Raw genomic sequence first — 13709 nt, 5'->3', positions numbered from 1 at the left:
CCCAACCCCTTTTACTGGAAACTAAAGATATGAGCGCAGATCACCCAACTCCTAAAACAAAGTTACCCTCAGGCAGGGTTAGTTTGCTTAGAAGAAGTGTTCTTGGATTGCTAGTCATCGCTCCAATGAGTGGTCTTATTGCATGCGGCTATAGATTGAGGGGTGCAGTAGATTTACCTTTCAAAGCGCTCGCTATTACCGGTAATCCATCTCCTCCTTTGCGCGCAGATCTACAGACAGCAGTATTGACTGGCACTGACGTCAAGGTGGCGATCAATCCTCGTGACGCTGATTTAATTTTAGAAATTACGAATGAAATTACTGGTCGTGAAGTCCTGGCCTTTAACTCAAGCGGTCAGATATCAGCTTATCGTTTAAGTATTCGCGTTGGTTTTAGGGCCTTTGATACCGCTGGTAATGAAATCGTACCTGAGGCAGAGGTTTATCTCACTCGCGATATGGACTTTTCAGTTTCGACTGTATTGGCAAATGATGCCCAGATTCAAGGTTTCTTAGGCTTAATGCGTCGTGACTTGGCGATTCAGATTTTGCGTCGTGTAGCTGCGTCTGCTAAGTCTCAAAAGACCAGGGCTTTCTGAGGCTAAATGACATTGCATGGTTAAAGCCGACGCATTACAAGCCCATCTCAAAAAGTTAGATGCCGGAGGCGCTCTATTACCGCTGTATATCTTCAGTGGGGATGAGCCGCTTTTAATGATGGAAGCGATGGATCAATTGCGGGCTATTGCAAAAAAACAATCCTATACCGAGCGCGAAGTTTTATTACAAGAGCGCGGATTTGACTGGAGTGCCCTCTTAAGTGCGGGACAAACAATGTCCCTGTTTGGGGACAAGCGTTGGCTTGAATTGCGCATACCAACAGGTAAGCCGGGTCGGGATGGCGCGGATGCTTTAAAGCAGTTTGCTGCGCAAGTTGAATCCCAAGCATCAGGTCCAGAAGGTCCTGATACGGTAGTGTGCATTATTTTGCCTCGCCTAGATGGAAAGACGAAAACCTCAGCTTGGTTTAGCGCATTGGACGAAGCGGGTATGGCGATTCAGATTGACTCTTTGGATCGTAGCCAGTTGCCTCAATGGATTGCGGGGCGATTAAAAAGACAAAATCAGGAAGTGGAGTCCGGTGCCGAAGGTATGAGAGCGCTGGAATTTGTTGCCGATCAGGTCGAAGGAAATTTAATCGCTGCCCATCAAGAAATTCAGAAGCTCGGTTTGTTATATCCCAGCGGTAAGTTATCTGAAGAGCAAATTCGAACTGCGATTTTGAAGGTGGCGCGCTACAACGTATTTGAATTAACTGAGGCGATGCTTGCAGGCGATTTGCCGCGATTAAATCGGATGCTTGATGGATTAAAGGGCGAAGGCGAGCCTTTGGTTTTGATTCTCTGGAGCGTGACAGAAGAGCTTAGGCTACTATCTAAGCTAAAGGCTGCCAGCGATGCCGGTGAATCCGTGCAGCAGTTAATGCGTGCAAATCGTGTCTGGGGTAATAAGGAGCGTTTATATCCCACAGCCCTGAGACGAGTTCAGCCCCTAAAGCTGCGCAGAGCCATGCAAGTCGCTGCAGGACTAGATCGTCAAGTAAAGGGTTTGTATGCTGCAGATTTACCAGCAGACCCATGGGATGGTTTGCGCTTAGTAGGCAATTTATTGCGCTAAGCTTGGTAGATTGGTTAAAGCAAAGAAAGATTGAGAAAGTAATTAAGATGAGTTCAGCAATACAAGAAATGATGCAAGACATTGGCAAGCGAGCTCGCGAAGCATCGCGTGCTATGGCACGTGCATCTGCTGAACAAAAAAACCAAGCTTTATTACACATCGCTAAGCTTATTCGCCAAAAAGCGAGTGAGATTCAAAAAGTGAATGAAGTCGATGTAGCGCGTGCAAAGAGTGCTGGTCAAGATGCTGCGTTTATTGATCGACTCACCATGACGCCAAAGACGATAGAAACGATGGCTTTAGGTTTAGAGCAAATTGTCACCTTAGAAGATCCCATTGGAAAAGTGTCTGCCTTGAAGAAACAGGCTTCTGGAATTGAGTTGGGTCAGATGCGTGTTCCCTTGGGCGTGATTGGAATCATTTATGAGTCTCGTCCGAATGTCACGATTGATGCTGCTGCCCTTTGTCTGAAATCAGGTAACGCTGTGATTTTGCGAGGTGGTTCTGAGGCGATTGACTCCAATACCTTATTGGCTCAAATTATTCAGGAGGGCCTGACTGCAGCTGGGCTACCAAAGGATGCTGTACAGGTGGTGAGTACTACTGATCGCGCTGCTGTGGGGGAAATGATCACAATGACCCAGTACATCGATGTGATCGTACCTCGTGGCGGTAAGAGTTTGATTGCCCGTTTGATGGCTGAAGCGCGCGTGCCGATGATTAAACACTTAGACGGTATTTGTCATACCTATATTGATGTTGATGCAGATATCGCAATGGCTATCAAGGTTTGCGATAACGCTAAGACGCAACGTTATGCCCCATGTAATGCAATGGAAACGCTGTTGGTCAATCAAGCGATTGCGGAAAAAGTATTACCAACTCTATGCAAGATTTATCAAGACAAGGGTGTAGAGCTCCGCGTGGATGCACTCACCCGTAAAACATTAGAAGCTGCTGGTTTAAATAACTTGGTAGATGCTAATGAAGCAGATTGGCAAACAGAATATCTAGCTCCTATCTTGTCGATTAAGACGGTAGCAGATGTCGATGAGGCCATGCATCATATTGAGTGCTACGGCAGTAAACATACCGATGCCATCATTACAAACAATCAGGCAACGGCAGATCGTTTCTTACGCGAAGTAGATAGCGCGAGTGTGATGGTGAATGCCAGTACACGCTTTGCGGATGGCTTTGAATATGGTTTAGGTGCTGAAATTGGTATCTCGAATGACAAACTTCATGCCCGCGGTCCAGTTGGGCTTGATGGCTTGACTTCTCTTAAATATATCGTCATGGGTCATGGCGAGATTCGCACTTAAAAGATAAATCACAATGGGTAATGCATATCTCTGGGTTAAGACATTTCATATTGTCTTGATTACGTCTTGGTTTGCTGGGCTTTTTTATCTCCCTAGAATCTTTGTCAATCTGGCAGATGAAAAAAATCCAGAAGCCTATAAGCGCTTACTCGGCATGTCAGATCGCCTCTTTCGGTTCATGACTATTTTGGCCGTTCCTGCAGTATTACTCGGCCTGACTTTATGGCTTCATTTCAGGGTTGGTGCTGGTGATATGTGGATGCACGCTAAGTTATTTTTTGTGCTCTTGATTATTGGTTATCACCACTCTTGCTGGATTCTGCTTAAAAAATTCCGAAATGGCGTGAATGCTAAATCCGGCGTTTGGTTTCGTTGGTTTAATGAAGTTCCTGTACTTCTACTAGTGGTGGTTGTGGCGCTCGTTATTTTTAAGCCTTAATTTAAGTTTTTTATTTCTTTTGTGAAGATTGCTAGACCTATGAGATTTTTTGTTGTTTGTCCTGGAGGTCTAGAAGTCCCGCTAGCTCAAGAGTTGGCAGCCATTGCCGCACGCCCTGATTCTAAGGCGCTAGGCGCCTGGGTCATTGACCCCACTCCAACAAGTCCTACAGGCGGCATTGGATTGGCTGCTCCTATTTCAGCAGCGATGGCCTTAAATCTACATTCCAGAATTGCTAGCCGTGTTTTATTGCAAATGGCCCAAGCGCCCTATAGACAAGAGGAAGATCTTTATAAATTAGCTAGTGGATTGGCTTGGGAAGATTGGTTTACATCCAACCAAACTTTGCGCGTAGACGTTACCGCCCATCGTTCGCCATTAAAGAGTCTGAATTTTGCTACCTTGAAAATTAAAGATGCCATTGTCGATCGCTTACGTGATGTGACGGGAGATCGCCCTAGTATTGACACAGCCTTTCCAGATGTTCGGGTGCAGGCGCATTTGACTGCAACTCAGGTGAACATTTATTTGGATACCTCTGGTGAAGCATTATTCAAACGCGGCTGGCGTGATGAGAAGGGTGATGCACCCTTAAAAGAAAATTTAGCTGCCGGGATTTTGTCGATCACGGGTTGGCAGCCATCCCAAACCCTATTTGATCCAATGTGCGGCAGTGGCACTTTCTTAATTGAAGCGGCGCAGATGGCATTGGCTATTCCTCCAGGAGCTATTCGTGCGGGAATGTATGGCGATGATGTGAAGCCCAGTAGATTGGCGTATCGTCCATTAGTGACCTCTGCCCATGGCTTTGGTTTTCAGAGGCTGAAACCTTTTAACGAATTGATCGAACAAAAACGCTGGGTGGATTTGAAAGAGGCAGCGCAAGCTCAGATGTTGGCAATGCGAAAACAATATCCCACTGCAGAGTCACTTGGCATCAGTGGCGGCGATATTAATGAGAAGTTGGTTTCCATGTTTAGAGGTAATTGGCAAAGAGCCCAGTTGCCTGATCAGCCAGTAGTACGACAAATAGATGCCTTGGCAGCAAAGCCTCCTGTGAATGCAAAAGAGGGTGTGATGCTTTTGAACCCGCCTTATGGTGAACGCTTAGTCATTAAGGGTGGACGTGGTCAAGAGCGTAATTCATCAGATTCCGAACATGATGAAGAGCCAGAAAACCGCTTTGAGTTGAATTTGGAGACTGGTCGGCAAAGTGCTAAACGCTCTAGCCGTGAATCCTTAAAGCGTTTACAGGCCCAAGAAGAGCAAGACCCTAAGTTCGTTGAGTTTTTAAGGCAATTTGGTCAGCATCTCAAGGAGTCTTTTGGAGGCTGGAATGTCTTTGTCTTAACTGCGGATATGGCTTTACCAGGTCAATTGCGTATTAAAGAGTCTAAACGCACCCCTTTATTTAATGGTCCTCTAGAGTGCCGACTCTTCAAATTTGAAATGCATGCCAAGCGACCAATCCCAAATAATGCCGATATGGAATAAGCGATTTAAAATTAATTTAGTACAAAAAGATAAGATAAGCGGAGAAGAAACCCATGGAATTGAAAACCTATATGTGCCTGATTTGTGGCTGGGTTTATGACGAGGCTGCTGGCTTACCTGATGAGGGAATTGCGCCAGGAACCTTGTGGGCGGATGTTCCTATGAATTGGACTTGTCCAGAGTGCGGGGCACGTAAAGAAGATTTTGAAATGATGGCGATTTAATTAGGAAACTACAGTGACTACAGTAGATCAAAACGCAGTTTTATTTGAGCGTGCACAAAAGACAATTCCTGGTGGTGTGAATTCTCCTGTACGAGCCTTTCGTCAGGTTGGTGGAGTACCCCGTTTTGTTTCGAAAGCCAAAGGCCCTTATTTCTGGGATGCCAATAACAAACGCTACATTGATTTAATTATGTCCTGGGGCCCTATGATTGTGGGCCATGCCAATTCAGAGGTAGTAGAGGCTGTTCAGAAGGCTGCAGAGACGAGTTTTAGTTATGGGGCGCCAACTGAGGGTGAGATTGAGTTAGCAGAGCGCATTTGTGCTGTGATGCCTAGTGTTGAACAAGTGCGTATGGTGTCTAGCGGTACTGAAGCCACCATGAGTGCCTTGCGTTTAGCACGTGGATACACCAATCGCGATTTAATTATTAAGTTTGAGGGTTGCTATCACGGTCATGCTGATAGTCTGTTGGTAAAGGCGGGTTCTGGGCTGTTGACTTTTGCGGACTCGACTCAGAATGCGCCATCTTCTGGTGGTGTTCCGCAAGATTTGGTGAAGCACACTTTGGTATTGCCCTACAACGATGTGGCGGCTATTGAGGAAGTCTTTCAAAAGCAGGGCGATCAGATTGCGGCTGTCATTATTGAGCCGATTGCTGGCAATATGAATTTGATTCAGCCTTCAAAAGAATTCTTATCCACTATTCGTAGCCTTACTGAAAAGCATGGCAGCGTACTCATTTACGATGAAGTCATGACTGGCTTTAGGGTGGCCTTAGGCGGTGCTCAGTCGCTTCAGGGTGTCGTCCCAGATCTCACTTGCTTGGGTAAGGTGATGGGTGGCGGTATGCCAATAGCGGCCTTTGGTGGCAAAAAAGAAATCATGTCTAAGTTAGCCCCTCTAGGCAATGTGTATCAGGCTGGCACGCTCTCGGGTAATCCAGTGGCGGTTGCAGCAGGACTTAAAACTCTGGAGATTATTTCTCGAGAAGGTTTTTATGAGTGCCTAGGCGGCCAAACTCAAAAGCTGATGACCGGGCTTAAGCAAGCTGCTGATAAAGCCAAAATTCCTTTTGCGGTTGACAGTGTGGGCGGTATGTTTGGTTTCTATTTCACCGACCAAGTGCCCACTTCATATGAGGCAGTCACAAAGTCCAATATTGAGGCATTCAAAAAATTCTTTCATCTGATGTTAGATGAAGGTGTTTATTTGGCACCCTCTGCATACGAGGCTGGGTTTACTTCGATAGCCCATGATGATGCAGTCTTGGCTGCCATCATTTCTGCTGCTGAAAAATCGTTTCTAAAACTGTAAGTCTAAGTAATCAGCTGGCTACATCCTAAGTGGATGGTCATAGCCAGCGACTTGGATAATCTCTGATTTTTTGGAATCAACCCCGGATTCTGAAATTTCAATCGCAGTGAGTTTGCCACCCCATACACATCCGGTATCTAAGCTAATCACATTGTGTTGACGCATGAGTCCTAGGGTGGACCAATGCCCAAAGTGCACGAGCGTGTCTCGGGTTTTGCGCTTGGGAACCTTAAACCAGGGAACGTAACCAGCAGGTCCGTCCTCTAAACCTTCCTTACTCTCAAATTCCATTTTACCGCCAGGAGTGCAAAAGCGCATACGAGTAAGTGCATTGGTAATGACTCGCAAGCGTTCGTAACCCTGAAGAGATCGACTCCATTTATTTGGGGTATTGCCGTACATCTGGGCTAAAAATTCTTTGTAGGAGGAGCGACGTAAGGCCTTTTCTACTTCCTGGGCACACTCAATGGTTTGCTGCAAATCCCATTGGGGTAGGACGCCAGCATGCACCATCAATACTTTTCCATTGCTCAGAGCCAAAGGACGATGACGTAACCACTGAATAAGATCTTTGCGATCGGGGGCATTGAGGATGTCCCCTACAGTATCAAGACCTTTGGTCTTGCGCAGGCCCGCATCAATCGATAGGAGATGTAAGTCGTGATTTCCTAAGATGCACTCAGCACGGCCAGCCTCTTGTAAAGACTTGAGTTGCCGCAAACTTCCAAGAGAGTCGGGGCCGCGATTAACGAGATCCCCCAGAAAAATCATTTTAGATTTTTTAGGTAATTTTTTAACGAGGGCCTTTAATGATGGTCCACAACCTTGGACATCACCAATTGCATAGATCTTGCTCATGCCCTATCTTAAATCGGAAAGGGCGTAGTTCAGCTACTCAACGTTGATTTTTTTCACGACGCTATAGCGCACTAAAGTATTTTTGCGCGCTTCATCATGATTCACGACAGGCATGGGGTAGTCTCGACCCAATAAAAGACCTGCTGCCTCTAGTTCAATGTGGCCTGCCTGCCAAGGGGCATGGATGGATTTTTTAGAAAGCTTTTCTAATTGGGGTAAATAGCGTTTGATGAATTTACCCTCAGGATCAAATTTTTCGGATTGCGTGATCGGATTAAAAATCCGGAAGTAGGGCTGAGCATCGCATCCGGATGAAGAGGCCCATTGCCAACCGCCATTGTTAGAGGAGAGTTCAAAGTCATTGAGATGCTCTGCAAAGTAGGCTTCGCCCCAACGCCAATCAATACCAAGATCTTTTGTCAGAAAGCTGGCAACCACCATTCGTAAGCGGTTATGCATATAGCCGCTTTGGTTAAGCTGGTGCATAGCTGCATCAACGAGGGGATAACCTGTTTTACCCGCACACCACGCAGCAAATAATTTCTTGGCATGGTTGCCGCTTTCCCAGACGATATTGTCATAGTCGGGCTTGAATGACACTCCATTCGCTAAGCGAGGATGGTTGGCTAAAATCATGAAATAAAAATCTCGCCAGATCAGCTCGCTTAACCAAATCGTGGCACCCATGCTGCCAGCTAACATGCGGCGATGCGCCTCACGCACCAAGCCACGAATCGAGAGCATGCCAAATCGTAAATGCGTTGAGAGATAGCTAACGCCTTTAATCGCTGGAAAATCTCTACCGATCTGGTATTGATCAATCCGCGAGAGAAAGTCTTCTAAAAAGGCCTGGCCTCCAGCAGATCCTGGGGACAAGTAGGACTCGATACCGGTTGCTACAAAGCCCATAGACTCAAGCGAGGGAAAGGCTTCATCTATTTTTTTAGGAATCGCTGCAAATTGACCTGGTTTAGGTGTGCAGTCGTAAGCCGCTAGATCTTTTTCTTGGAGGGTCTTAAGCCAATTATTTTTGTAAGGCGTAAAGACGGAGAAAACGGTATTGGAATTCGTCAGAATCTCTTTCTTTTCAAAAATGACTTGATCTTTGTAGCTTTGAAAGCCGATGTCCATTTTTTGAAGAGACGCTGCCACACTGGAATCCCGTGCAATCGCAGAGGGTTCGTAATCATGGTTCGTGAACACAGCGTTGACGCCGAGTTCTTTAGCGATCTGAGGTATGCATGTTGAAGGCTTGCCAAAGCGAACGATGAGGCCGCCACCTAAGCTACGTAGTTCTGTATCGATTTGCATTAAGCCTTGCCAAATAAAGTCAACACGGCGATCGTGTTTTAAGCCATTGCTATCTAGCTCACCCTTCAGAAGGGGTTGCAGGATCTCGGTATCAAAAATGAAGGTAAGCCAAACCTGCTTAGCCTCTTTCAGGGCGTGGTGAAGGGCGGCATTGTCATAAAGACGAAGATCACGGCGGAGCCAAACTAGAGCTTTTTGCATAGCCCCTATATTAGGGCTAAATGACTGCCCTTGCTTGCCTTAGCGGTTAAGATCGAGAGCATTCATGGATACGATATTTTTTATTCTCTCGAAGGTAGTCCAGTTTTGTATTGAGCCCCTCAATTGGGTAATGGTTTGGGTCGTCCTGGCATTGTTATTTATCTTATTAAGAAAGATATCCCTTTCCCGGCGCTTTCTATTGATTGCCATTTTGAATCTAGCGTTTATTGGATACCTGCCAAGCTCTGAGCTTGTCCTAAGGGCTCTTGAAAATACTGTTCCGAGAGTCAACTTAACTCAGCTAGCAAATGGTGGTCTGGGCGGAGTGATTATTTTGGGTGGCGCAATCGAAGGTGGTGAAATTGCGATAGACCGCGGTGAGGTTTCGATTTACTCATCGGCTGAGCGTGTGACTAAAGCCTTTGAACTTCTGCGTAAGTATCCCGACTTGCCATTGATTTTTAGTGGGTACTCAGGACGCGTGAATCCAAAAGGCATTTCTGAGGCAGATGCGTTTAAGCAATTAATTCAGGAGCAGGGCTTAGAAAGTGCGCAGGTGCATTATGAAAATCAATCACGCAACACCTATGAAAATGTTCTTTATGTCAAACCCATGATGGTGCAATTGGGCCTCAAAAATGAGCAAGGCTCATCAAAACCCTGGCTCGTGATTACCTCAGCCAGTCATATGTATCGATCCTTAAAAATCTTTGAGAAGCAGGGAATTGAGGTATTGGCTTTGCCAGTCGACTATCAGACGGCATATCGCCTGCAATGGACTGCCTTTGATTTGGTGGAAGGGGCTCAAAACTGGAATAGGGCATTACATGAGCTGATTGGGCTTTTGGCCTACTGGATTACAGGAAAAATCTAGATATTCTGTAAAATAAGGGCATATGACTACGGCGAAGAAAGATCAAGCCTCCAAAGCATTAGACCCAGCGTCTAGTACAGACCCTTTGATTTCATATTCAGCCGATCATCTTGCAAATCAGTTTCTCATCGCCATGCCAGGGATGGTCGACAGCAATTTTGCTGGCTCAGTCATTTATCTTTTCGAGCATACTCAAAAAGGCGCAATGGGCTTAGTAGTCAATAGACCAACTGAAGTCAATTTGGGAGCGCTCTTTGACAAGATTGAACTCAAATTAGAAATTGCGCCCTTACTAGACCAGCCTGTTTATTTTGGTGGACCCGTTCAAGTAGAGCGTGGCTTTGTGCTACACGAGCCCAACCCATTGATTTCGTATAGCTCTTCACTAGTGATTCCTGGTGGACTCACCATGACAACCTCAAAAGATGTTCTCGAAGCAGTTGCTTCTGGTAGTGGCCCTCGCGATTTTTTAATGACCTTGGGTTATGCGGGCTGGGGCGCTGGTCAACTTGAGGAAGAGATTACGCTCAATGGCTGGATGAATGTGCCGCTTTCACGTGAGCAAATGAGTGAGATTATTTTTAAGACGCCCTATAGCCAGCGTTACCAAAAAACCATGAGTCATTTGGGTTTCGATCTTTCACACCTCTCGGGTGAGGCAGGGCATGCCTAAGCCGATGACGGTGATGGCCTTCGATTACGGTACGCGCCGAGTAGGTGTGGCAGTAGGAAATTCAGAAACGGGTCTTGGCCAGGCTTTAAAAACTATTGCAGCCCCTAATCTAGATGGTCTTTTTAAGGAGATAGAAAGCCTCCTTAAGGAATGGCAGCCTGAAAGGCTAGTAGTTGGCAAGCCACTCCATCCAGATGGCGCAGAACATGAAATGACAGCCAAGGCAACGCGCTTTGGAAATCAGCTGCAAGGCCGCTTTCATCTGCCGGTTGATTGGGTAGATGAGCGTTATACCTCAGCGGTTTTGGAGGGTGATGCGCAAATGCAGGACAATCTAGATGCACATTCTGCAGCCCTCTTATTAGAGCAGTATTTTTCTGAACTAGCGGCACAAGCCGCAACAAAGTATGTTGGATAAAAAATTGAGAAGTTTTGGAACCCCCGAATGAACGCTGAAAAGTCATACGAAAAGTTACTAGAAAATCTGCGCCAGCGAAAGCAGTCTGCCTCCTTTGAAATTGCAGGATTAGCCATGGGTGGCGCTTGGATTGCTGAGCGTCTTGCTAGCGACTTAGGAATGCCACACTATGGGGTTATTAATGTGGCTTTTCATCGTGACGATTACGCTGAAAAAGGTATGACTGCATTGCGAACTGCCAGCACAAAGTCTACCAACCTACCATTTGATGTTAATGGCGCCAACATCATTTTGATTGATGATGTCTTACTGACGGGAAGAACGGTACGCGCAGCACTCAACGAGTTATTTGATTTTGGTCGACCCGCTCAAGTCGAATTAATGGTGCTTGCTGATCGTGGGAAGCGTGAACTACCAGTTGCCGCTCATTTTGTAGGTGAAGAAGTCCAAATACCAGATCAACAAATTTTAGTTTTAGAAAAAGATGCCGCTGGCAAGTTCAGCTTTCAGCTTGAGGAGCGCGCAGAATGAATGCAGCAAATAAGGCAGCCAATAAGTCAGCACATAACACCGCCAACCCCTTGGTGAATCAATTTAACGCTGCTGGAGAGTTAACCCACCTTCTGACCCTAGAGGGTTTGTCTAAAGATCAAATCCTGCATATTCTGGATACAGCTCAGCAGTTTGTCAGCGTGACAGATCCTTCGAGAGAAGTAAGGAAAGTTCCTCTCTTGCGCGGTAAGAGTGTGTTCAATCTTTTCTTTGAAAACTCCACTCGTACTAGAACGACTTTTGAGATCGCTGCAAAACGTTTGTCTGCAGACGTTATCAATCTGGATATTTCAACTTCCTCTACCGCTAAGGGCGAGAGTCTGCTCGACACCATTGATAACTTAGTGGCGATGCAGGCAGACATTTTTGTAGTGCGCCACAATGTTTCTAAAGCGCCGATCGAGATTGCCAATCATGTGCCAGCGCATGTGCACGTGGTGAATGCCGGTGATGGCAGTCATCAACATCCAACCCAAGGTTTGTTGGATATGTACACCATGCGTCACTTCAAGCAACAGTTCAAAGGCCTGAAGGTGGCGATTGTGGGCGACATTGTGCATAGCCGAGTCGCTAAATCCAATATTCATGCGCTGACCACTTTGGGATGTGAAGAGATTAGAGCGATTGGCCCAGAGAGTTTGCTACCTAATGATTTGGATATGTTGGGAGTGAAGGTGTATCACAGCATGGAAGAGGGCCTGAAGGATGCTGATGTGGTGATGACCTTGCGAATTCAAAAAGAACGCATGGAGGCTGGCCATGTTCCTGAGGGCGACGCTTTCTTTAAGCAGTATGGCCTTACGCCAGCTCGTCTAGCTCTTGCAAAATCGGATGCTATCGTGATGCATCCAGGTCCCATGAATCGTGGTGTAGAAATTGATTCAGCAGTAGCAGACGGTCCTCAATCTGTCATTCTCAATCAAGTTACTTTCGGAATTGCTGTGCGCATGGCAGTCATGTCGATTGTTGCTGGTAACTAATTAGATCCATTGAGCGCAATAGAGTCTGTGTCTATACCCAAGGTAACTGAGCAAAAGCGTTGGTTGATTTTGACGCACGCTTTTAATATGGATGGGCGAGCTGCTAGCCTCACTATCACGGATAAGATCCCCTACTTGCTTGAAGCAGGTGTTGAGCCGATTGTATTTAGTGCAATCACAGGTATCAAAGATCAACGCTTTCCACACTATCAATTTCTGGCTTGGGGTCCTTCCGGATTCCGCTTTGACTTTCGTCATTGGATTGCCAATCAATATGGCCGAGGTCTTTTTTATAAGATCACGACTCGTACCGTGTCTTTGCTGCTGGCCCCATTCATTGCCATTGAGAAGTTGGTCTTGGGATACTCAAGCCAATGGTCATGGGCTATACCAGCCTTTATTCATGGCCGTCGCCTAATTAAAGAAGGTAAGGTTGACGTCGTATTTTCAGTGGGTAGCGCGTGGTCCGCGCACTTGGCTGGCGTATGGCTTAAGAAATCAACAGGCATCAAACTCATCTCCGAAGTACACGATCCATTAGTGATTCGTCAGAGCCCGGGTGACGATGGGGCTGATAAACCCAAAAATAGAGATGCACGTTTCCGCCATTTCCTAGAAAGCCAACTTTGTAAATATTCTGATTTTGTTTGGTGGTTTACTGATGGCGCCTTGCATTACGCCAAGGTCCGCAACACCAATCTCAATACATCTGGAAACGCTAAAGGCTTTGTGGTGATGCCTGGTGCAGAACCTCCGGGTGTGGAGAATATTCATGCGGGCCATGCTTATGCAGAACATTTAAATCTGTGCCATTTTGGTTCTTTAGCAAAAGATCGCAGCCTATCTGTCATATTGAAAGCACTCACTGTACTGCTCCAAAAATATCCAGAGGCAAAATCAGCCATTCGCGTCCATGCTTATGGAGCTCCATTAGACAGTTATTCAACTCAAGCAATTGAGGAGTATGGATTTAGTGATGTATTGCTTACGCATGGTCGTCTTGAAAAGGATCCTGTAACGGGTTTATCGGGGCGTGAGCGCGTCGTAGAAAAAATGCAACAAGCAGATGTCCTGATTCTGCTTCATGGCACAGGCGAAGAGTGCGCCGAGTACATTCCATCGAAGTTCTATGACTATCTTTGGGCACAACGTCCGATCTGGGCTATTACCCACCGCAATCCCCAGCTAGATCAAATGCTCTTGGAGCGTAATGCCTATTTAAGTATTAGTGGAGATGAATCCAGTCTTGCAATGACGCTGGAGAAAATCTGGTTAGATTGGCAGCAGAAAAATCTCAATCAGGTGAGCGGAGCTCCGATTGGAGTCAATCAAGCGGTCAAGAAAATTCTGGAGACTACGGCGAGCTAA

The 13709-nt window shown here is 46.2% G+C and carries 15 protein-coding genes; 13 read left to right on the top strand and 2 right to left on the bottom strand.

Features of this window, described 5'->3' with window-relative positions:
* The first annotated feature begins 29 nt into the window (after positions 1 to 29).
* From lptE to hemL, 7 genes are read left to right on the top strand one after another with little or no spacing between them, the layout of a single operon-like run.
* Entirely contained in the window at positions 30 to 599 is a 570-nt protein-coding gene (gene lptE / locus ICN41_RS07385; RefSeq protein ID WP_216292308.1) for an LPS assembly lipoprotein LptE, read from the top strand.
* A 16-nt stretch (positions 600 to 615) separates the two neighbouring features.
* Positions 616 to 1677 carry a DNA polymerase III subunit delta gene (gene holA / locus ICN41_RS07380; protein WP_216292307.1) on the top strand — a complete coding sequence of 354 codons (1062 nt, stop codon included), beginning with the start codon at positions 616 to 618 and terminating at the stop codon, positions 1675 to 1677.
* Positions 1678 to 1718: 41 nt separating this feature from the next.
* Complete coding sequence (locus tag ICN41_RS07375; protein WP_370629119.1) at positions 1719 to 3002, top strand: glutamate-5-semialdehyde dehydrogenase; 1284 nt, start codon at positions 1719 to 1721, stop codon at positions 3000 to 3002.
* 13 nt (positions 3003 to 3015) lie between these two features.
* On the top strand, positions 3016 to 3441 hold the full coding sequence (locus tag ICN41_RS07370; protein ID WP_216292305.1) for a CopD family protein: 426 nt from the start codon (positions 3016 to 3018) through the stop codon (positions 3439 to 3441).
* A 39-nt stretch (positions 3442 to 3480) separates the two neighbouring features.
* Positions 3481 to 4935 carry a class I SAM-dependent RNA methyltransferase gene (locus ICN41_RS07365; protein ID WP_216292304.1) on the top strand — a complete coding sequence of 485 codons (1455 nt, stop codon included), beginning with the start codon at positions 3481 to 3483 and terminating at the stop codon, positions 4933 to 4935.
* A gap of 53 nt (positions 4936 to 4988) precedes the next feature.
* Positions 4989 to 5159, top strand: a complete 171-nt coding sequence (locus tag ICN41_RS07360; protein ID WP_216292303.1) for a rubredoxin — start codon at positions 4989 to 4991, stop codon at positions 5157 to 5159.
* A gap of 13 nt (positions 5160 to 5172) precedes the next feature.
* Positions 5173 to 6474 carry a glutamate-1-semialdehyde 2,1-aminomutase gene (gene hemL, locus ICN41_RS07355; RefSeq protein WP_216292302.1) on the top strand — a complete coding sequence of 434 codons (1302 nt, stop codon included), beginning with the start codon at positions 5173 to 5175 and terminating at the stop codon, positions 6472 to 6474.
* An 18-nt stretch (positions 6475 to 6492) separates the two neighbouring features.
* Here hemL and ICN41_RS07350 read toward each other — a convergent pair whose 3' ends face one another.
* Both ICN41_RS07350 and ICN41_RS07345 read right to left on the bottom strand, forming a co-directional pair.
* Entirely contained in the window at positions 6493 to 7332 is an 840-nt protein-coding gene (locus tag ICN41_RS07350; protein WP_216292301.1) for a symmetrical bis(5'-nucleosyl)-tetraphosphatase, read from the bottom strand.
* A gap of 33 nt (positions 7333 to 7365) precedes the next feature.
* Entirely contained in the window at positions 7366 to 8844 is a 1479-nt protein-coding gene (locus tag ICN41_RS07345) for a deoxyribodipyrimidine photo-lyase (protein WP_216292300.1), read from the bottom strand.
* A 64-nt stretch (positions 8845 to 8908) separates the two neighbouring features.
* Here ICN41_RS07345 and ICN41_RS07340 point away from each other — a divergent pair, with 64 nt between their 5' ends.
* The 6 genes from ICN41_RS07340 (at position 8909) to ICN41_RS07315 (ending at position 13709) form a co-directional block, all read left to right on the top strand.
* Complete coding sequence (locus ICN41_RS07340) at positions 8909 to 9718, top strand: YdcF family protein (protein WP_216292299.1); 810 nt, start codon at positions 8909 to 8911, stop codon at positions 9716 to 9718.
* 88 nt (positions 9719 to 9806) lie between these two features.
* The gene (locus ICN41_RS07335) at positions 9807 to 10391 is read left to right on the top strand and encodes a YqgE/AlgH family protein (RefSeq protein ID WP_216292533.1); all 585 of its coding nucleotides are present in this window, start codon (positions 9807 to 9809) and stop codon (positions 10389 to 10391) included.
* Positions 10384 to 10809, top strand: coding sequence for a Holliday junction resolvase RuvX (ruvX, locus tag ICN41_RS07330; RefSeq protein ID WP_216292298.1), 426 nt, complete (start codon positions 10384 to 10386; stop codon positions 10807 to 10809). Before ICN41_RS07335 ends, ruvX begins: the two co-directional genes overlap by 8 nt.
* 27 nt (positions 10810 to 10836) lie before the next feature.
* Complete coding sequence (pyrR, locus tag ICN41_RS07325) at positions 10837 to 11340, top strand: bifunctional pyr operon transcriptional regulator/uracil phosphoribosyltransferase PyrR (RefSeq protein WP_216292297.1); 504 nt, start codon at positions 10837 to 10839, stop codon at positions 11338 to 11340.
* Positions 11337 to 12341, top strand: coding sequence for an aspartate carbamoyltransferase catalytic subunit (locus ICN41_RS07320; RefSeq protein ID WP_255537936.1), 1005 nt, complete (start codon positions 11337 to 11339; stop codon positions 12339 to 12341). Before pyrR ends, ICN41_RS07320 begins: the two co-directional genes overlap by 4 nt.
* Before the next feature lie 27 nt (positions 12342 to 12368).
* A complete protein-coding gene (locus ICN41_RS07315; RefSeq protein ID WP_370629113.1) occupies positions 12369 to 13709 on the top strand; it encodes a hypothetical protein in 1341 nt (446 codons plus the stop codon).

This window comes from Polynucleobacter sp. 15G-AUS-farblos (genome assembly GCF_018882445.1).
Taxonomy (GTDB): domain Bacteria; phylum Pseudomonadota; class Gammaproteobacteria; order Burkholderiales; family Burkholderiaceae; genus Polynucleobacter.
The sequence above is the reverse complement of the archived record's forward strand: the minus strand, read 5'-3'. Positions and strand labels throughout refer to the sequence as shown.

What these genes read in the sequence shown, in the direction of transcription:
- lptE (WP_216292308.1), top strand. Translation starts at nt 30, where the DNA reads ATGAGCGCAGATCACCCAACTCCTAAAACAAAGTTACCCTCAGGCAGG.
- holA (WP_216292307.1), top strand. Translation starts at nt 616, where the DNA reads ATGGTTAAAGCCGACGCATTACAAGCCCATCTCAAAAAGTTAGATGCC.
- ICN41_RS07370 (WP_216292305.1), top strand. Translation starts at nt 3,016, where the DNA reads ATGGGTAATGCATATCTCTGGGTTAAGACATTTCATATTGTCTTGATT.
- ICN41_RS07365 (WP_216292304.1), top strand. Translation starts at nt 3,481, where the DNA reads ATGAGATTTTTTGTTGTTTGTCCTGGAGGTCTAGAAGTCCCGCTAGCT.
- ICN41_RS07360 (WP_216292303.1), top strand. Translation starts at nt 4,989, where the DNA reads ATGGAATTGAAAACCTATATGTGCCTGATTTGTGGCTGGGTTTATGAC.
- ICN41_RS07350 (WP_216292301.1), bottom strand. Translation starts at nt 7,332, where the DNA reads ATGAGCAAGATCTATGCAATTGGTGATGTCCAAGGTTGTGGACCATCA.
- ICN41_RS07345 (WP_216292300.1), bottom strand. Translation starts at nt 8,844, where the DNA reads ATGCAAAAAGCTCTAGTTTGGCTCCGCCGTGATCTTCGTCTTTATGAC.
- ICN41_RS07340 (WP_216292299.1), top strand. Translation starts at nt 8,909, where the DNA reads ATGGATACGATATTTTTTATTCTCTCGAAGGTAGTCCAGTTTTGTATT.
- ruvX (WP_216292298.1), top strand. Translation starts at nt 10,384, where the DNA reads ATGCCTAAGCCGATGACGGTGATGGCCTTCGATTACGGTACGCGCCGA.
- pyrR (WP_216292297.1), top strand. Translation starts at nt 10,837, where the DNA reads ATGAACGCTGAAAAGTCATACGAAAAGTTACTAGAAAATCTGCGCCAG.
- ICN41_RS07320 (WP_255537936.1), top strand. Translation starts at nt 11,337, where the DNA reads ATGAATGCAGCAAATAAGGCAGCCAATAAGTCAGCACATAACACCGCC.